The organism is Rhodococcus sp. EPR-157, assembly GCF_001647195.1.
Lineage (GTDB): Bacteria > Actinomycetota > Actinomycetes > Mycobacteriales > Mycobacteriaceae > Rhodococcoides.
Genome location: NZ_LVCV01000223.1, coordinates 1 through 18,575, shown reverse-complemented (window position 1 = coordinate 18,575; position 18,575 = coordinate 1). Strand labels below are relative to the sequence as shown.

Sequence of the window (18,575 nt, the reverse complement as noted above, 5' to 3'; positions counted from 1 at the left end):
TCTCGGTGCGACCTCGCTCGCAATCACGTTGATGCGCACCGGTTCCGATGCCGGTGTCATCGGAACCGGAGTCCACTCGCAGGATTTCGGCGGATCGCAGTTCGATCACCTCATCACCCAGTACGTTCTCGACACCGTCTCGGGCAGCCAGTCGTTCGAGTTCGACCCGTTCGATCCCGACACCGTCGGCGCGCTGGTGGAGCTGCGCGCTCGGTGTTGTGAAGCGAAGGAACAGCTTTCGTACGAGACTGCGACCACGCTCACTGTCGAGCTGCCGGGTCTGCACAGCGACACACGCCTCGTGCGTGACGAGATCGAGGATCTCGTCCGCCAACCGATTCTCGAGACCGTCGAGTTGATCCGCGACACCTTGCGCACCGCCGGCCTCGACGGTTCCGACGTCACCCAGGTGCTGCTCACCGGTGGAAGTTCGAGCATTCCCCTTGTCGCCGAGCTGATTTCCTCGGAGCTGCGAGTGCCCGTCGCAACCGGACCGCACCCCGACCGCATCCCGGCCATCGGCGGCGCGATCATCGCCAACGAGATCTCCGCCTCCGTCGTCGCCGACGTTCCTCCGGCTCCCGTCGCAGCGGACATGCCCCGGCCCACGCCGCGCCCGGTGTCGACGTCCGTCGGCACTGCTGCCGCGTCCCCCGGGATGTCCGGACGCAAGAAGGCAGGCATCGTCTTCGCCTCGGTGGCCGCACTCGTGGTCATCGCCGGTGGCGGTCTGTCCGTCGGCACCGCACTGACATCGAACGAACCGGCCGAGACAGTGTCCGAGAACACTGCGGGTACCAGCGCTACGACCGCGCCCGAGACGACGGCTGAAGCCGTCGCCGATGCCGGTGTGGGTGCCACTACCGAGAACGGATTGCCCGCACCGACCGTCGCAGCGGACGGCAGCCTCGTCCCGGCCGCGGGCACCGTGATCGCCGAGGACGGCAGCGTCGTGGCCGCTCCGAACCCCGGCGCTGCGCCGGCAGCCCCGGGGGCGCCGGCTCCGGCAGCGACAGTTCCGGATGTCACCGTGCCGAGCGTGCAGGTACCGAGCGTGCAGGCCCCAAGTCCGCAGGCCCCGAGCGTGCAGCCACCCACCTACAACGGACCGACACTCGGCGACGTCGGCCAGGGGGTCGGCGGAGCGGTCGACGACCTGGGCAACGGAGTCGGCGGGCTGACCGGAGGCGTCGTCAACGGCTTGGACGGCGCCCTCGGTGGCCTGACCGGGCTCAACTGACACCTGTGCATACCGCACTGACGAAACCACAGATCGCGGCATTGGCCGCCACCCGAGGCCGCCCGATCTCCGCGGCGCTCGCCGCGACGATCGCGACGGTCACCGGGGGGTGCCCACGGACAGTGGAGGTGGCGCTCGACGCGGCCCAACACGCCGACGCCGACGCCGCAGTCACCAAGGTCATCGCCGACGCGGTGCGCGATCATCGAATCGAAGTGCTGCGAGCGATGGACGAGATCGACCGGACCGTAGTGACATTGGCGCACTTCGGTGTCGGCGCGGACCACGATGTGATGCTCGATCTCGTCGATGGCATCTCGGATGTCGATTGCATACTGAACGAGGCGGTCGCTGCAGGTCTGGTGTCCGACTCGTTCACCGCGCTCCCCGACGTCGACAGCGCATTGGTCGGCGCGGTCGGTCAGCGACGAGTACTGGCCACAGCAACTCGACTTCTCGAATATCGCTGCAAGACAGACACTCTGGATACGCCAACGGCCGTGATGATGACACGGGCCGGTGTTCGACATCCCGAACTGGCACATTTTCTGGCGACAGCGGCATCGGGAGCTGGAACCGACTCCGCGGCACTGCTGTACGGCTACGCCGTCGACGCCGGAGCCGACGCTATCGCGCTGGCCCCACAACGCGCCGAGATCGCGTTTCTGCTCGGCGACCTACAGTCAGCCGAACAGTTCTGTGATTCGGTTCTCGAACAACATGATTCGGTCGACGATCGGCAACTGCGCACCGCCGTACGGGTGGCCGCCGCGGTGGCCGCCGAACGAGGAATGGCGACTCGAAGCAGTGCGTTGTATTCGTGGCTCGGCGTCGAACGCGCGGGCAGCGACGCCGATATCGCTGCCGCGGTGGCACTGACCGTCGGCGATCGGACTGTCGCCGACGCCATGGCCGGCGGATCGACCGCGCCGCCGACCGCGTCCAGTGCGGCGAGCGGCCTGCTCGCAGCGGGACTGCGCGAGTCCGTCGCGGCGATCTCCACGGCGGATGCGACCGCTGCCACCAGTACCTTGATGCGGGCGGTCTCACTCTCGACCGGAGCATCTCGTCGGGCAACCCCCGATTCCGCTGCCGCAACGGCAATCCTGTTCGCGCTACACAGCGGCGACCTCGCTCGAGCCGAGTCGACAGCGATCCGAACTGTCGCGACTCTGCCGCCCGGACATCCCCAATCAGCGCGGATCGCACTACTGCACGCCTGGACGGCGATGCTCGCCGGTGACGTCGCCGGCGCTCAATCCCGCATCGATTCTCTCCAGATCCCGTTGTCGCACAGCAGGAATCAGCTCTTTCTACACGGACTCCGCGTCGGGCTCGCCCGACGGTCCGGTGACAGCGGATCGCTGTCGAAGGCATGGGACGACGCACAGGACGTCGTCGCGTCGTATTCGGTCGATCTCTTGTCCTTCCTGCCTGTGGGAGAGCTGTGGCTCGCCGCCGTCCGCGTCGGTCGACGTGAGCGGGTCTCCCACCTCCTCGCGCAGGCGGACACGGTGATCGCCCAGCTCGACGAGCCGCACGTGTGGTCCTCGGCGCTGCACTGGTACGGCGTGCAAGCGGCGATTCTGGCAGAGCACCCGGCCGAGCTCGTCCCCCACGCCCGTGCACTTGCGCAGGCGGCGGAATCGAATGACTACGCCGCGGCTCTCGCCGCGGCGGGCCGAGCGTGGCTCGGCATCCTGCAGGGCCGTGCCGACGTGCCGGAAGTCGAGGCAACTGCCCGGTCGTTGACGCGCTTCGGGTTGTCCTGGGACGGGGCTCGGCTCGCAAGCGAGGCCGCTCTACGCGTCGAGGACACTCGTTCGGCGACATCGCTCCTGCAGGTGGCGCGATCGCTGCGACTGCCGACTTCCGCTCCGACGGCCGACGTCGCCGACGAACCGAAGGGTTCGCTCAGCGCACGAGAAGCCGAGGTCGCCGAACTCCTCGTCCTCGGCGTCACCTACCGCGAGGCTGGCGCCCGCCTCTACATCTCGGCCAAGACCGTCGAGCATCATGTGGCGCGAATCCGACGACGGCTCGGCGCGGGCTCCAGGTCGGAGCTGCTGTCGATGCTTCGCGCACTGGGATACGGCGCAGATTCGGCGGACGTGTAACCCTGGCACGCTCGAATGCGACATCCTTGTCAGTGCGGCGACCGCCCCGGTGCGCCGATCAGTTGACGAGGTAGCGCAGAACATGTCGAACCGCCACGCCGAGCACGACGCGGCCTTGCCGCCGTCTGTCGGCCTGCCCGACGTCGGGTTGTACATCGACGACGAGCGGTCCATCGCCGCTGTCTCTCGTCCCTCCGCGGCCAACCCGTCGCTGCACGTCGCGTCGCTGCACAGCACAGTCCTGTACGTCCACGCGGACGGTTCGGTATCACTGGGCGGTACCGACGACCTCGATGCTGCGGAGTTCACCGACTACGTCGGCGCCGAGGTCGACTCCGGCTTCGAGCCCGGCGACCTCGTCGCGATGACGCTGCGCTGCCTACTGGCCGAGGTAGCTCACTCCGTCGGCACCGACATGTCGTTCATGGCCGCAGCCGCGACGTTCCCGGCATCGTGGACAGCCGAACGAGTATCGGATGTTCGAATCGCCATGAACCGGCACGGCCTCGATCACGTCGCGCTGGTATCCGAAACCGACGCCCTGGCTGCCTGGGCGAACACCACGCAGGCCACCTGGGCCGGTGCGGACACCGGGATCGCAGCGGCGCGGGGGGCGGCGTCGATTGCATCCGAATACCCCGTCGACGCAGCGACCGAAGAGATTCGCCTCGCCCGGCCCGCACCGCCGGTCTGGGCACGCACGCCGATACTCGCAGCCGTCGCGTTGGCGTCCATCCTGGCGCTCGGCGGCGGCGTCGCGGCGCTGATCCTGCAAGACTCGACGACGCCCGCAATTCCCGCGATCGAGGGAGCACCGGCCGCGGCTCCGCGGACCACTGCCACCTCTCCTACGTCCGCCATCCCGTTCCCGACGGTGGTTCCTATCATCGAACCGGCCGCACCGGCGCCATCCTCGCTGGACGCGGGCCCACCGACGGCTACCGACGTCGCGGTCGACGGCACTACCGAGGAACTCCCCAGGACCAGGCCGGTGTCCGACACGACCGCACCCAGCAGCGACGCGGACGCCCCCGTCGACGACCGCGGCGGCGAGTCGCCGCCCACCGACGATTCGCCGGACGCTGAAGTTCCCGGCGGGGAGACTCCGGACGGTGAGACTCCGGACGGTGAGACGCCAGGCGGCGGGGCACCAGGAGGGGAACCGACGGACGAGGAAACTCCAGGCGGCGGGACCGGACCGGTCGACGGCGGCGAGGAGGCCCCGGCTGAGCCGAATGGGTCCAGAAATTCGGAATCGGGCGCCTGATGGGATACCTCGCGATATCGATCGGCGACACGAAGTCAGTCGCCGTCCACCGCAGAGACACAACGGTGGACCCGACAGTCTTCGAGACGACGACCGATCTGAGCTTCGCCGAGGACGGAACCGTCAGCCTCGGCACCGAGGCCCAGCGCGAAAGCGGGAGCGGTGCGACGACGGTTGCCGCATCCATCTCACGCGTCGGACGTCCGCCATCCGAGGACGACGTCTATCTCGCCGAGGATCTCGTCGCGCATGCGGTGAACTGCCTGGTCGCGATGACCACGTCCAACCACGGCGGGGTGACGCCCAGCGTCGCCGTGGTTCACCCCGACAGCTGGGGAACCGCCGAAGTCGATCTTCTTCTCGGCGCGTTCGACCACACCGGATTGCGAGGCGTCCACCTCGTACCGCAGGCCGCCGCACGAGGCGCCTTCGCGGCTCTCGACTCGGGCGCCGGATTGTCCGACGACGTCGGGCTGGCGATCGGGGCGTTGGCGGTGCTCGAGGATGGTCGATCTGCCGACGCCGCCGATACCGCCGATACCGATGCGCTACCTGTGGTCGCGCCGCCGCAAGCGCTGGCATTCTCCGAAGCCATCCCCGTCGTAGTGGCCGAGCCCGCCTCCGAAGTCGAGAGCGACAGCCGCAAACGAAAGCCGTTGCTGGTCGTCACCGGCCTGGCGGCTGCGGTGATTCTGGCATCGGTCGGGATCGCGGCTGCTCTCGGCACGTTCTCGGACGGAGAGGAAGTAGCACCGCCGCCGATCACCGATGCGCAGTCCCCGTCCACGACGTCGTCGGCACCGCCCACCACCCCGCAAGCCGTAGCTGTGCCGTTTCCCACGACAGAACCCGCGCCGCCGACCACGGAGGCGCCGCCCGAGTTGCCCCCGCAGGATGCCGTCGAGACCGCGGCCCCCGAGCCGGCTCCGCCACCTGCCGTCGAACCTCCGCCTGTCGTCGAGCCGCCACCGGTAGCGGAACCCCCGCCCGTCACGACAACACGGTCCCTGCCCCCTCGTATGGAGATTCCGCGGCTCACTCTGCGTGAACTGCCGCCGGCGCTCGGGATTCCGGGCGCCAACTGACGCGACCCAAGCTCCTGCCCGTCCGCTGTGAGCTGCAGGTTCTCACTATCTGCGACGGCATGGCCTAAGGTGGGGCGCTGATGCTCAGACCCGATGAAGGGATTTCATGCGTAACACGGGGGCACTGCGCGCCGCAGTGATCTGTTCGACGGGGTTCTTGTTTTTCGGTATCTTCTCGACCCCCGCGTCGGCAGACCCAGAATCATCGGTGAGTCAGAGTCCTGCCGACCAGCTTCCCCGCGAGCTCGCAGACGCTGTCGTTCGTGATCTGAATATTTCTCCGCAGGAATACCTCGACCGCGCAGCGCGCGCTCAGGAGCTGTCCACCTATGCTTCCGACTTCCGCGCGTCCCGGCCGTCGGATTTCGCCGGCGCCTGGATCGGTCCCGACGGCAATGCCGTCGTCGCGGTGACCACTCCGGATGCCGCACAGGCCGTCGCCAAGGACGGGTACGACACCGCTCACGCGCCGGTGTCGGCCGATGGCCTGGAGAAGTCGCTCGCCGACCTCAACTCGTGGATTGCATCGCTCCCACGCGAGGTCGCCAGTCAGGTCAACGGCACATCGATCGACATCCTGGACAACCAGATCGTCATCGATCTGGCCAACAGCCCGATCGGTAGTGCTCTCAACCTTCCGACGTTGCTCGCCAACCTGAAGGTGATTCTGTCTCCGGGGGCACCGAAACCAGTCGATCCGTCGCCTATGGGTGGCGACACCTACGTCACCACCGAGGGCGATATCAAGGACACACCGTCCACCGAGCTCAGCGTCTGCTCGTTCGGCTTCAACGCCACCGATGCATCCGGGGACCCTGTCAATCTCAGTGCAGGACACTGCAACCCGAACGCCGACACAGGAAGCGGCGGAGCGCCCGTCTACCTCCCCAACCCGGCGAACGTGCAGGAGAGCACTCGGATCGGCACCGTCGATCGTTCGAGCCTCGGATCCCCCAGCGGCCTCGACTGGTCGGTCATCGCGCTGAACGATCAGGGTGTCTCCTCCGGTCTCGACCGTCCCACCGTCCGCGGCGCCAACGGCAGCACGATCACTGTCACCGGCATGGCGTCGCCGGTCGTCGGAGCGCCGGTCTGCAAATCGGGACAGTCCTCGTCGTTCACCTGTGGCGTCATCGCGGCCGATCGGGTCGAGACGCAGCTGTTCATGGAGGACGGCAGCAGCCGTACCGTCCGTGGATTCGCCAGCACGGCATGCACTTTGTCCGGTGACAGTGGCGGTGCAATCGTCACGGGAACGTTGGCTCTCGGCATCACCAGCGGCTCCAACAGCGGTGGCGCACCCGACTGCGCGGAGGCCAACCTCGCCCTCGCTCAGTACGGCGGAACAGCGAGCCTCGGCATCCCCATAGCTCAGGTGACTGCAGAAACCGGAACGACAGTGCGGACCTCGCCCGTCACATAGCTTTTCATGCTCCAACAGCCCGCCGCGACAACATTGTCGCGGCGGGTTCTTTTGTTTCATGTCACAGACTTTCGCTCGGCCATGGCTGCGCGATCTGAATGAGCGGTACCTTTTGTCGGAAATAGCGGCCGGGTCGGCCGAACTCACGAGGGGACACAATGCCTGCTTTCACGATGGTCTGGATTCAGCTTGCCGAGCACGCGGTTGCGCTGTGGCAGAACGCAATCAACTTCATACCGCCGATTCCAGAGGACGCGTTACCTCCCAGAGAGTGACGTCACCGGCGGGGCCTCGCACGTGCGGCGGCCATTCCGACGCTCGACAAGACCTGCGGTGCCGTGTAGAGAATGCGAAGCATTGTCCCTGACATCACCCACGCACTCGGCACCGCAGACAGTCGCAGTACGTCGTATCCGGTATTCGCCCACGTCGTCTTGATTCGATTGACGCCGACGCCCTGGTCCAGCCAACGGACACCGAGCTCGTCGTGACGGTCGGCGAACCACTCGATCATCTGATGACCGGGCTGCAGTTTTCCTACCGAGGCGTCGTAGTGCGTCAGCCAGCCTTCCATTCGCGTCCCGGTCTGGAGCCCGACCTCGTGTGCGCTCCAAACACCGTCGATCACCAGACCGACGACACACAGGGTGCCGGCACGCGCTTCGCAGCGAAGAAAGTTTTTCGCGAACTCACCGTGCGGCGGAACGAGGTAGTTGACCCTGCCGCTGCGCTCGACTGCAGACGCCGCTACCCGTTCGATGTCAGCCCACCGGGATTCGAGATGCTCGACGCCGGTCACCATCTCGAACTCGAACGCCGTGGCTCCGCGCCGGTACTGCCGAAGGCGCTTGAGCGACTTCGCACTTCTGATGCTCGACGCCTTCTGCCCGGGCCCCAGCTCGACGACGGGCACACTCTCGCGGATCGGCGCGTGCACGTTCCACGACGAATGCCGCAACAACCTCTGCATGGTGAGATCGTTCGCGATCATCGAATCTGCAGACAACATGTAGCCCTGATCGGCAATTGCGCGCAGGAGCGCGTCCGATGCCTCTGCGTCATCGCTGAGAATCTCCAGTGGCACACCCAACCCGGTGCCGACCACTTTCGCGAGCGTGAACGGTCCGCGCTTGAACTTCGAGAGCGCCGCAAGGGCAACGAGTCGGTCCTCACGACGGATCTCGACATAGTCACACGCGAGCGCTGTCGCATCCACGACGTTCGATACGAAGCCCGGTCGAGACGAGAAGACGGTGCCGACCCGCTCTGCGAGCGAATGCCACTCCGCGAGTATCGACTGCGCGTCGGTGTGAATTCGAGCCACGACAGTCTCTGCACCCGTTTTCACGCCTGTAAATTTACCAAGAGTCTGTAAAGATTGCGAAAACAGTCATTCAGACAACTGAGCGTTGTTCGAAACCACTTACGATGTGGCACTGCCCTATTCGTCGTTCGGTTGCACCAACTCCGACGCGTGTGGCGGCACGATCCCCGGGCCTGATGCGTCGTATGATCACCGTGCACTCAGGTTTCCACGTACCGATCAACCGGCGGCGCCTCGCGCCTGCATCACTCGACTGGAAGGCACTCCCCTCATGCTCGCACTCCTCGGCGTCGGCTTCGACCTCCTCGGCTATGCGGCCGTAATCGTGATCGAGGCAATCAATTTGGCGTCGCCAGGTATTCGATTCGGCTAAGCCACGCAACGAAAAAGCGGCCCGTCACCTTCCGGTGACGGGCCGCTTTCGTGGGTGCCTACTTGCTGGCAGCGTCTGCGAACTTAGTCGTGCCCGGTGCTGCCGTGAGCGTGTTGATCAGGTCGATACCTGCAACCACCAGAGTGGGGCCACCGGCGACGATGGTGCCGATGATGCCGCCGATAGTGGCACCGATCGGGACAGTCGCGACGATCCCGGCAAGTGTCGGAGCTCCGATGATCGCACCGGCAATTGCGCCGATTGCGGTGCCGGTCAGACCACCGATTGCCGTAGCGATACCCAGCTGCGTTGCGAAGGTCTGCTGAGCGATCAGGTTCTCCTCGGTCGATGCGACCTGAGTGGCGCCGATGCTGCGCGAGTTGGCCGATGCCTTGGTCAGATCCACCTGAGGAACGAGGCGAAGCGTCTTGCCGTTGTCGGTGACGTTCTGCTCGTACGGGAAGTTGAGCCCGCCCAAGTTGAACGACAGCGGCAGCGTGACGACTACCTTGTCAGCGGAATCGAGGACGTCGACGGTCTTGCCGTCGTCGGCGACCTTGAAGACACCGGCGTCGATCGTCGTGACGATCGTGCGGTCTTCCAGGTTCGATTCGTAGTTGATGTTTTCGGTGGTGGCGGGAGCGTCCGGGGTCGGATCTGCATAGGCCGTACCGCTAGCGAGACCCATCGCGGCGGCCACGAGCACCGACGTAACGACCAGTTTGCTGAGTTTCATGTAAAGAATGTTCCGTTTCTATGCAGTCGAGCCTTGCAGTACCGAGCTAAGGGCAGCGTGTCAGCCGCAGATACACCCAGACCGAATCCGCGAGTTAATCGGTGCGGCAGCAGCATAACCCACAACTCCGACCGAGCGTTATCGTCCTGGCATCAATGCGAGTCCCACTGGTTACCAACTGCATCAACGGGTAATTCGGACAACCGACACCATCTGCGCAAACTGCCAGTTGGGGAACTCGAACAGCAATTTTCGTACCGCGGGTTAATTCTTGGGGACACAACTTAGGACTGCCTTCTGGCGACGCCACGAGGCACTGCGCATAACGTGACCTACAGGACACACCCTACTGACCGGTTCAGCCCGCCGCGACGACAGGCAGATCCGGCGACCGACCAGCAGCCCGCCAGGCGTCGCCACTAAGTTACCCATGAGTAGCAACCGACTTGTTACCGACGGGTAGCATCGCTACCCTTAGGCTGATCGGGCTGACCCGAGGTGGCTCTTGCTGCCGATGAACGAAAGGCCGCTTACATGAACGCCCTGACGATCACGTTGGGCACGGTCGGATTCCTCCTGAGCCTTGTCTGCTGGGGCTACTTCTTCCGCGGAATCTGGAAGATGGTTGCGGCCATCGCACAGGGTCAGCCGGACAAGACCCGCCTCCGCCCGTTCATTCCGCGTTTCAAGCAGATGATGATCGAGTTCATCCTGCACACCCGGATGACCAAGTTCAGGACCGTCGGCTGGGCTCACTGGCTGGTCATGATCGGATTCCTCGGCGGATTCCTGCTGTGGTTCGAGGCCTACGGCCAAACGTTCAACCCGGAATTCCACTGGCCGATCTTCGGTAATACGTTCGCCTGGCATCTGTGGGACGAACTCCTCGGCATCGGCACGGTCGTCGGCATCATGACGCTCATCGTCATTCGCCAGCTCAATCACCCACGCAAGCCCGAGCGGCAGTCACGCTTCGGCGGCTCTCGGATGAAAGTCGCGTACGTCATCGAGGGCATCGTCCTTCTCGAAGGCCTCGGCATGATCCTGGTCAAGGCCGGCAAGATCGCCACCTACGGTCACGCGAACGCATACTCCGACTTCTTCACGATGCAGGTCGCAAAGCTCCTGCCTGCCAGCCCCGAGATGGTGTCCGTCTTCGCATTCGTCAAGCTGATGACGGGCATGATCTGGCTGCTGATCGTCGGACGCAACATCAACTGGGGCGTCGCCTGGCACCGCTTCACCGCGTTCCCCAACATCTACTTCAAGCGCGAGGCCGACGGTGGCGTCGCACTCGGTGCTGCGAAGCCGATGATGTCCGGCGGCAAGGTCCTCGTGATGGAGGACGCCGACCCCGACGTCGACGCGTTCGGAGCGGGCAAGATCGAGGACTTCACTTGGAAGGGCTGGCTCGACTTCACCACCTGCACCGAGTGCGGTCGCTGCCAGTCCCAGTGTCCTGCATGGAACACCGGCAAGCCGCTCTCCCCGAAGCTGCTCATCATGTCCCTCCGCGACCACGGCAACGAGAAAGCCCCGTACCTGCTCGCCGGCGGTAAGAAGGACATGGCAGGTGACGAGGTCGGACTCGTCGACGCCGATGGCAAGCCCGATCAGGCCAAGCTCGACAAGATCCCGCAGGCTGCGCGTGACGAAGCCGATCGCAAGCTCGTCGCCGACGCCATCGAGGGTGGCATCATCGATCCAGAGGTTCTGTGGAGCTGCACCACCTGTGGAGCGTGCGTCGAGCAGTGCCCCGTGGACATCGAGCACGTCGACCACATCATCGATATGCGCCGCTACCAGGTTCTGATCGAGTCGGAGTTTCCGTCCGAGCTAGCAGGCCTGTTCAAGAACCTCGAGAACAAGGGCAACCCGTGGGGCCAGAACTCGAAGGACCGTCTCAACTGGATCAACGAGATGGACTTCGACATCCCCGTCTTCGGCCAGGACGCCGATTCGTTCCAGGACTACGAGTACCTGTTCTGGGTCGGCTGCGCCGGTGCATACGAAGACCGCGCGAAGAAGACCACCAAGGCAGTCGCCGAACTGCTCGCCACCGCGGGCGTGAAGTTCATGGTCCTCGGCGCCGACGAGACCTGCACCGGTGACTCGGCTCGCCGCGCAGGCAACGAATTCCTGTTCCAGCAGCTCGCAATGCAGAACATCGAGACACTCAACAGTGTGTTCGAGGGCGTCGAGCAGCAGAAGCGGAAGATCGTCGTCACCTGTGCGCACTGCTTCAACGCGCTCGGGAACGAGTACCCGCAGGTCGGCGGTGACTACGAGGTGGTCCACCACACGCAGCTCCTCAACCGTCTCGTGCGGCAGAAGAAGCTGATCCCGGTGGCCTCCGTCAGCCAGGACATCACGTACCACGATCCGTGCTACCTCGGCCGTCACAACAAGGTCTACGACGCTCCCCGCGAGCTCATGGCCGCGTCGGGCTCCAATCTCAAGGAAATGCCGCGCCACGGTGAGCGGTCCATGTGCTGTGGTGCCGGTGGCGCACGCATGTGGATGGAAGAGAACATCGGCAAGCGCATCAACATCGACCGGGTCGACGAAGCACTGTCGATGAACCCGAAGAAGATCGCTACCGGTTGCCCGTTCTGCCGCGTCATGCTCACCGACGGTGTCACCGCACGACAGGAAGGTGGCGCACACGAAGGCGTCGAGGTCGTCGACGTCGCGCAGTTGATGCTCGAGTCGATCACCCGCGTCGATGCGTCGGTGCTGGCCGAGAACATCAAGGTCATTCCGCGTGAGCGCACTCCCGAAGAGGAGTTGGTCACCGCGAAGGCCGCTGAGGTCGAAGAGCAAGGACGCATCGAGGAGATCGAGGTTGCTGCCAAGGGCGGCGACCCCGAGGTCGAAACCAAGAAGGCACAACCGGCAAAAGCGGCCGGTGGGTTGAAGATGAAGGGGCTGGCCAAGGCTCCGGGGGCAAAGACTCCGGGCACTGCATCGCAGCCCTCGAACGCAACGGCAGACAAGTCCTCCGGGCATTCGCCCGACACCGCCGCGGATGCGTCCAAGCCCAAGGGCCTCGGAATGGCCGGTGGCGCAAAGGCACCGGGCGGCAAGGGTCTCGCGATCAAGGGCAAGGCACCGGGCGCGAAGGCTCCGGGCTCGAAAGCTGCAGCACCCGCGTCCGCAGCAACGCCTGCAGCTGGTACGCCCGCAGCGACGGCCGAGGCAACCGAGTCGACGCCGACGGTCAAGCCCAAGGGCCTGGCAGTCAAGTCCGGATTCAAGAAGCCGGGCGCGAAGGCACCGGGCAAGCCTGCTTCCGAGGCTGCCGAGACTGCAGCACCCGAGGCTCCAGCTCCTTCAGCACCCGAGGCACCAGCTGAGGCACCAGCATCCGAAGCGCCGGCCGAGGAGTCGAAGCCGACCGTCAAGCCCAAGGGCCTGGCAGTCAAGTCCGGATTCAAGAAGCCGGGCGCGCGGACTCCGGGCAAGCCTGCCGGTCCGGAGGCTGCACAGTCCGAGGCTCCAGCTGCCGAGGCTCCAGCAACCGAGGAGACTCCGACCGAGGCGCCAGCTCCAGCGGTCGAACCACCGGCCGCTCAGGAGACTCCGACCGAGGCACCAGCTGAGGCACCGTCTGCGGACTCGGACAGCTCCGACAACGGCACATCACCGAACGGTGACGAGCTCACACCGCCTCCAGCGAAGCCTGGCGGTCTCGGATTCCGTCCGGGCACCAAGGTTCCGGGCCGAAAGAAGTAAGCTAGCACCGTTTTTGCGAACCAAGCACCCCTGTTCACGTCAGAGCAGGGGTGCTTGGTCGTTAGAAAGGGTGCTAGCTTCGCGAACCCGGACCCGGTACCACACCGATTCCGCCGAACACCCCGAATTCTGCGCACAACCCGGAGTTATCCACAGCCGCAGGCTCTATCCACATTTCGAGGATCGGGTCTTGTCCAGCCGCTCACTGGTCGCCACTATTCGCTCATGGCACGCATCGTCTCCCGATCCGACGCACTCACACGTGGGGTAACCGACTCCGAACTGCAGCGCTTCTGCCGCACGAGGACGTGGCGTCGGCTGCGCCCCGGAAGGTACGTCAGCAGAAGCGAGTTCGATTCCCTGTCGCCGCTGGACAAGCACCGGGTGATCGCAGAGGCCGTGATGGACGCGTCGTCCGCTGGGGATGCGATCCTCAGCCACGTCAGCGCCGCAGTATTTCATGGTCTCGATGTGTTCGTCGCGGATCTAGGTCGGGTACACATCACTCGCAACAGAAGCGGTGGCGCACGAAGCAACTCACTGCGCGTCGTGCATGCGGCGCCGTACTCCGAATCCGACGTCGCCTGCATCGACGGCATTCCCGTCACAGCGCTGGCGCGCACCATCGCCGACGTCGCACGATCCTTGTCGTTCGAGAATGCCGTCTGCGTGGCGGATCTCGCGGCTCGTCTCAGAAACGTCACTCCCGAACAGGTTGCTGCAGTGCTTGATTCGTGCCCAACACACCCGTCGAACCGCAAAGCTCGTCGAGTCGCGGAGTTCATGGACGGGAAATCGGAAAGCATCGGAGAGTCCCGCTGCCGCGTCGTTCTACACGAGTTGGGCTACACGCCGCGATTGCAGGTTCGGCTCGCGGATGCAGACGGAGTGTTCGCGCGAATCGACTTCTATCTCGACGGCATCCACACGGTGGTGGAGTTCGATGGACGTATCAAGTACGGGCGTCTGGTACCCGAGGGAGAAACACCGTCGGACGTAGTGTGGAAGGAGAAGGTACGCGAGGATCGCATCCGCGCGACCGGAAGGCAGGTGGTTCGGCTGACCTGGGCGGACCTCGACAATCCCGAGCGAATCGAACGTCTGATCCGAGCCGCGGCCATCCGTGCAGCGCAATCACCTCCGCCGACAGGATCTATCAGCTGAGCTAGCACCGTTTCTGCAAAGCTTGGACCTCCGCTCACGTCCGAGCAGAGGTCCAAGCTTTGCAAAAAGCGTCCAAGCTCCCCCAACTCCCCCAGCTCCCCAAAACTACTCAGGCCGCCACAGCTGCAGCTCGGGGATTCCCGGCGGCGTGAAGCCGAGCACCTGACCGTAGAACGACAGTTCGGATTCGCGGGCGTTCACCTGCGTCTCGAGCTTCCGGAAGCCGTGCGACTCGCCCTCGTAGGCCAAGTAGGCGTGCGGAATACCCTTCTTCACCATCGCATCACGGAATCGTTCGGCTTGAGAGGGCGGAACGATCGGATCGGACAGCCCCTGCAGCAGCAACACCGGGCACGAGAGTCCGTCGACGTTGTTGACCGGCGCCCGAGTGCGATACAGATCGATGGCCTCCGGAAGCGGTCCGATCAGCCCGTCGATGTAGCGGGACTCGAAGTCGTGCGTCTCGGCGACGAACAGCTCCAGCTCGGCAACACCGTAATAGGATGCTCCGCAAGCAAATACATCCGAGGACGTCAACGCAGCCAGAACGGTCCAGCCACCGGCGGATCCGCCTTCGATCGCCAGACGGGCCGGGTCCGCCAACCCGGCGTCGGCCAACCCCTGCACCGCGGCGATGGTGTCCTCGACGTCGACGATCCCCCACTGACCGCGAAGCCTGTTTCGGTACTCGCGACCGTAGCCACTCGATCCGCCGTAGTTGACGTCGACGACGCCGATGCCGCGGCTGGTGAAGTACGCGAACACCGGATTGAGCGCGGGTGCGACGTGCGCTGTCGGACCACCGTGGACGAATGCCACGTACGGCGGCAGTTCGCCTTCAGTCCCTTGGTATTCGGGACTGCGGGGTGCGTACGCGATGGCATGCACCTCACGCTCCGCGCCCTGGAAGGTCATCTGCTCACCGAGTGGCAGGTAGTCGGCGTCGGGAACGGTCTCGAGGCCGGAGCGCACCAGGCTGTGTTCCCCCGTCGAGAGGTCGAGCAACCGAAGGCCACTGGGGCTCTGCGCTCCACCCGCTTTGAGCAGCACCGAGTCTCCGTTGCGCCCACCCAGTGACACCGAAGTCAACCCGCCGAGGTCGATGTCGTCCAGCAAACCCGTCTCCGGATCCAACACGGCAAGCGTATCGACGCCGAATGTGCGCACTGTCAGAAGTTTTCCGTCGTCCAACACCGAGTACCACCGAGCGCCGAGCTGCCACAACGGCGCACCGAAGTCGGCCTCGCACTCGTACAGCGGACTCGAAGCGCCACCGGTGTCGGTGCGGTAGATGCTCCACCAACCGGTGCGATCGCTGATGACGTACAGCGAGTTCTCGTCGATCCATTCCGGTTGCAGGATCGATTCCTCGGAGCTTCCCAGCACGGTCTTCCACTCACCGGTCGCGAGGTCGGCGACGCGGAGTTCCGTTCCATCCCATGGCATCTGCGGGTGGTTCCAGGCGATCCATGCCAGCGTCGAACCGTCGGGAGACAGCCGCGGATACGCCAGGAAATCCGATCCCGATACCAGCGAGCGCACGCCGGAGCCGTCGAGAGCGATCATGCAGATGTCGCGGGTGACGTCGCCGCCGTCGTGGCTTTCCCGAACAGCGAGAACCTCGTCGCCGACGATCGACAGCTCGCCATATCTGAGCGACGACGCCACCTCGGGCGCCGGGGTCAATGCGACCGGTTTCTCACCTGCTCTCGTGACGTACACGCGCTGATCGGAGAACTCCGCGAAAACGATTCGTGCGTCCTCGGTGACCGTCCACGCGCCGCCCCCGTACTCGTGAACGCGGGTGCGGGCGTTGAACGGCTCGGGAAGCAGTACCTCGACCGTGTCCCCGGCCTGCCGACAGATAGTTGTCCGCCCGTTCTCGCTCGGCCGCATCTCCGCCCACCAGATCTGGTCCCCTACGTACCGGCCGCCCTCCACCGGGTGCCCGCTCGCAGACAGGTCCGCAGCGGAGATCGGTGACGGCCAGGATCCGAAAGGCAACGCTGCACGAGTCATGCGATCAGCGTAAAGGTCGTAACGCAACGTTCACCGGCAGGAGAGAGTATGTGGCTGAAGATTGAGGGAGAGCACATCATCTGGGGGTAGGAATGCGCGACACGGTACCGAACAACCTCGATCAGGCCATCCTTACGTTCGGTCAGGCTTGGTGGCGGTACGGCGGCGGAAGCGATGAGGACATCTACGTCGAATTCGGAATGTCCGCTCGGTCCTACTTCGAGAGACTGCGCGCACTGCTCGACGGGCAGGCCGGAGCATCACTGGACGAGCAGACACGGGGACAGATGCACGCGATCTGCCTGCGCCGGCTTCACTAACCGACGGGCGTCAGCAGCTCGGGCCCATCGTTTCTGACGCTGTTGACTGCGGTACTGACCTCGTACGGCACCAGCCGTGGCTCGGGAATCGCCGTAAGAATCTCCTGCACGGACTCGAGTGAGGTGATCGACGGATTCAGCCAATCGGAGCGCAGGTCCTCGGGCAGAACCACTGGGGACCGATCGTGAATGTGCCCGAGCGCGTCGGCGGCCGGAGACGTCAACACCGTCACTGACCACACCCATCGATCTGGGTCGTCCTCGGACTTCGACGGGTCACGCCACAGTTCGTACAACCCCGCCATTGCGAGAACACCGTCGGAGTGCAGAAAGTACGGAACCTTCTGGCCGTCCCGCTTCTCCCACTCGTAGTATCCGTCTGCCGGAACGATGCACCGCCTGCGTGCCGCCGCCTTCTTGAACGACGGCTTCTCGGTGATGGTCTCCGAGCGTGCGTTGATCATTCGACTGCCGATCTTCGGGTCCTTCGCCCAGGACGGGATCAGTCCCCATCGCACCGACCGAAGTTGCCGCACGGCGTCGGCCTCGGGTTCGTCTTTCGGCGCTCGTTCGAGGACCGTCCGCACCGTCTGCGTCGGCGCCACGTTGTAGGCAGGTGGGATCTCGTCGCCGACCGTCTCTGCGATGTCGAACACCGCACGTAGATCGCTGTCGCTTTGCGTACTCGCATACCGTCCGCACATGCCCACGATTGTCGCACCCACTACCGACAAGTAGCACCGGGCGGAATATGCCTCGCGGTTCAGAGGGCGCACCTGGCACGATGGGAGGGTGAGCCATCCGCAGACGATCCACCAGACGCGTCAACACCGCCCGCTGCAGCAGTCGACCAAGCTGCAGAACGTGCTGTACGAAATCCGTGGGCCGGTACACGCCCACGCCGCGCGGCTGGAAGCGGAGGGCCACCGAATCCTCAAGCTGAACATCGGCAATCCGGCCCCGTTCGGCTTCGAGGCACCCGATGTGATCGTCCGGGACATGATCGCCGCGCTGCCGTACGCGCAGGGCTACTCCGAGTCCAAGGGCATCCTGTCCGCTCGACGCGCCATCGTCACCCGGTACGAGCTGGAACCTGGATTTCCCGAGCTCGACGTCGACGACATCTACCTGGGCAACGGTGTCTCCGAGCTCATCACGATGACGATGCAGGCCCTTCTCGACGACGGTGACGAGGTGCTGATTCCGGCACCGGATTACCCGTTGTGGACGGCGATGACGACGCTGTCGGGCGGCAAGGCCGTGCATTACATGTGCGACGAGGAGAACGGCTGGAACCCCGATCTCGCCGACATCGAATCGAAGATCACGCCGAAGACCGTCGCGCTGCTGGTGATCAATCCCAACAACCCGACCGGAGCGGTGTACTCGAAGGAAGTGCTGCAGGGCATCGTCGACCTGGCTCGTAAGTATCAGCTTCTTCTGCTGGCCGACGAAATCTACGACCGGATCCTGTACGACGACGCCGAACACACGTCGTTGGCCAGCCTCGCTCCCGATCTTCTGTGCCTGACGTACAACGGCCTGTCCAAGGCGTATCGCGTGGCGGGCTACCGCTCCGGTTGGCTCGCGATCACCGGCCCCAAGGAACATGCGGCCGGCTTCCTCGAAGGAATCGACCTGCTTGCCTCGACGCGACTGTGCCCCAACGTCCCCGCGCAGCACGCAATCCAGGTGGCACTCGGCGGCCACCAGAGCATCGAGGATCTGATCCTGCCCGGCGGCCGACTGCTCGAACAGCGCGATGTCGCCTG

The 18,575-nt window shown here is 64.8% G+C and carries 13 protein-coding genes; 9 read left to right on the top strand and 4 right to left on the bottom strand.

Annotation, left to right across the window (positions count from 1 at the left end; genetic code table 11):
• From A2J03_RS10215 to A2J03_RS10195, 5 genes are all read left to right on the top strand, one after another.
• Positions 1–1,240: Hsp70 family protein (locus A2J03_RS10215; protein WP_068372980.1), on the top strand; the 1,240-nt coding region annotated here is incomplete at its 5' end.
• 5 nt (positions 1,241–1,245) lie between these two features.
• Positions 1,246–3,357 (top strand): LuxR C-terminal-related transcriptional regulator, encoded by a 2,112-nt coding sequence (locus A2J03_RS10210; protein ID WP_068372977.1) that lies wholly within the window; start codon positions 1,246–1,248, stop codon positions 3,355–3,357.
• An 82-nt stretch (positions 3,358–3,439) separates the two neighbouring features.
• Positions 3,440–4,624, top strand: a complete 1,185-nt coding sequence (locus tag A2J03_RS10205; protein ID WP_068372988.1) for a hypothetical protein — start codon at positions 3,440–3,442, stop codon at positions 4,622–4,624.
• A 65-nt stretch (positions 4,625–4,689) separates the two neighbouring features.
• On the top strand, positions 4,690–5,709 hold the full coding sequence (locus tag A2J03_RS10200; protein ID WP_156520308.1) for a hypothetical protein: 1,020 nt from the start codon (positions 4,690–4,692) through the stop codon (positions 5,707–5,709).
• Between the two features lie 106 nt (positions 5,710–5,815).
• The gene (locus A2J03_RS10195; RefSeq protein ID WP_197480700.1) at positions 5,816–7,132 is read left to right on the top strand and encodes a S1 family peptidase; all 1,317 of its coding nucleotides are present in this window, start codon (positions 5,816–5,818) and stop codon (positions 7,130–7,132) included.
• Positions 7,133–7,409: 277 nt separating this feature from the next.
• Here the strand turns inward: A2J03_RS10195 and A2J03_RS10190 are convergent, their stop codons facing one another.
• Complete coding sequence (locus A2J03_RS10190; protein ID WP_068372971.1) at positions 7,410–8,480, bottom strand: GNAT family N-acetyltransferase; 1,071 nt, start codon at positions 8,478–8,480, stop codon at positions 7,410–7,412.
• Positions 8,481–8,887: 407 nt separating this feature from the next.
• Positions 8,888–9,565 carry a hypothetical protein gene (locus A2J03_RS10180; protein ID WP_068372965.1) on the bottom strand — a complete coding sequence of 226 codons (678 nt, stop codon included), beginning with the start codon at positions 9,563–9,565 and terminating at the stop codon, positions 8,888–8,890.
• A 534-nt stretch (positions 9,566–10,099) separates the two neighbouring features.
• Between A2J03_RS10180 and A2J03_RS10175 the strand changes: the two genes are divergently transcribed.
• Positions 10,100–13,300 (top strand): (Fe-S)-binding protein, encoded by a 3,201-nt coding sequence (locus A2J03_RS10175; RefSeq protein ID WP_068372962.1) that lies wholly within the window; start codon positions 10,100–10,102, stop codon positions 13,298–13,300.
• Between the two features lie 225 nt (positions 13,301–13,525).
• Entirely contained in the window at positions 13,526–14,464 is a 939-nt protein-coding gene (locus A2J03_RS10170) for a hypothetical protein (protein WP_068372959.1), read from the top strand.
• A 105-nt stretch (positions 14,465–14,569) separates the two neighbouring features.
• On the opposite strand, the gene A2J03_RS10165 is transcribed toward A2J03_RS10170, so the two are convergent.
• A complete protein-coding gene (locus tag A2J03_RS10165) occupies positions 14,570–16,483 on the bottom strand; it encodes a dipeptidyl-peptidase 5 (RefSeq protein ID WP_068372957.1) in 1,914 nt (637 codons plus the stop codon).
• 92 nt (positions 16,484–16,575) lie between these two features.
• On the opposite strand from A2J03_RS10165, the gene A2J03_RS10160 reads away from it, so the two are divergent.
• Positions 16,576–16,803: a DUF3263 domain-containing protein gene (locus A2J03_RS10160; protein ID WP_068372953.1), complete on the top strand. Its 228-nt coding sequence runs from the start codon at positions 16,576–16,578 to the stop codon at positions 16,801–16,803.
• Here A2J03_RS10160 and A2J03_RS10155 read toward each other — a convergent pair.
• A complete protein-coding gene (locus A2J03_RS10155) occupies positions 16,800–17,507 on the bottom strand; it encodes an SOS response-associated peptidase (RefSeq protein ID WP_068372983.1) in 708 nt (235 codons plus the stop codon). The two genes, A2J03_RS10160 and A2J03_RS10155, sit on opposite strands and share 4 nt — an antisense overlap.
• 88 nt (positions 17,508–17,595) lie before the next feature.
• Here A2J03_RS10155 and A2J03_RS10150 point away from each other — a divergent pair.
• Positions 17,596–18,575, top strand: a 980-nt coding sequence (locus A2J03_RS10150; RefSeq protein ID WP_068372950.1) for a pyridoxal phosphate-dependent aminotransferase, incomplete at its 3' end; no start/stop codon positions are given.

Bases quoted from the DNA above. Each gene is read 5' to 3' on its own strand.
- A2J03_RS10205 (WP_068372988.1), top strand. From the start codon at position 3,440: ATGTCGAACCGCCACGCCGAGCACGACGCGGCCTTGCCGCCGTCTGTC.
- A2J03_RS10195 (WP_197480700.1), top strand. From the start codon at position 5,816: ATGCGTAACACGGGGGCACTGCGCGCCGCAGTGATCTGTTCGACGGGG.
- A2J03_RS10180 (WP_068372965.1), bottom strand. From the start codon at position 9,565: ATGAAACTCAGCAAACTGGTCGTTACGTCGGTGCTCGTGGCCGCCGCG.
- A2J03_RS10175 (WP_068372962.1), top strand. From the start codon at position 10,100: ATGAACGCCCTGACGATCACGTTGGGCACGGTCGGATTCCTCCTGAGC.
- A2J03_RS10170 (WP_068372959.1), top strand. From the start codon at position 13,526: ATGGCACGCATCGTCTCCCGATCCGACGCACTCACACGTGGGGTAACC.
- A2J03_RS10165 (WP_068372957.1), bottom strand. From the start codon at position 16,483: ATGACTCGTGCAGCGTTGCCTTTCGGATCCTGGCCGTCACCGATCTCC.
- A2J03_RS10160 (WP_068372953.1), top strand. From the start codon at position 16,576: ATGCGCGACACGGTACCGAACAACCTCGATCAGGCCATCCTTACGTTC.
- A2J03_RS10155 (WP_068372983.1), bottom strand. From the start codon at position 17,507: ATGTGCGGACGGTATGCGAGTACGCAAAGCGACAGCGATCTACGTGCG.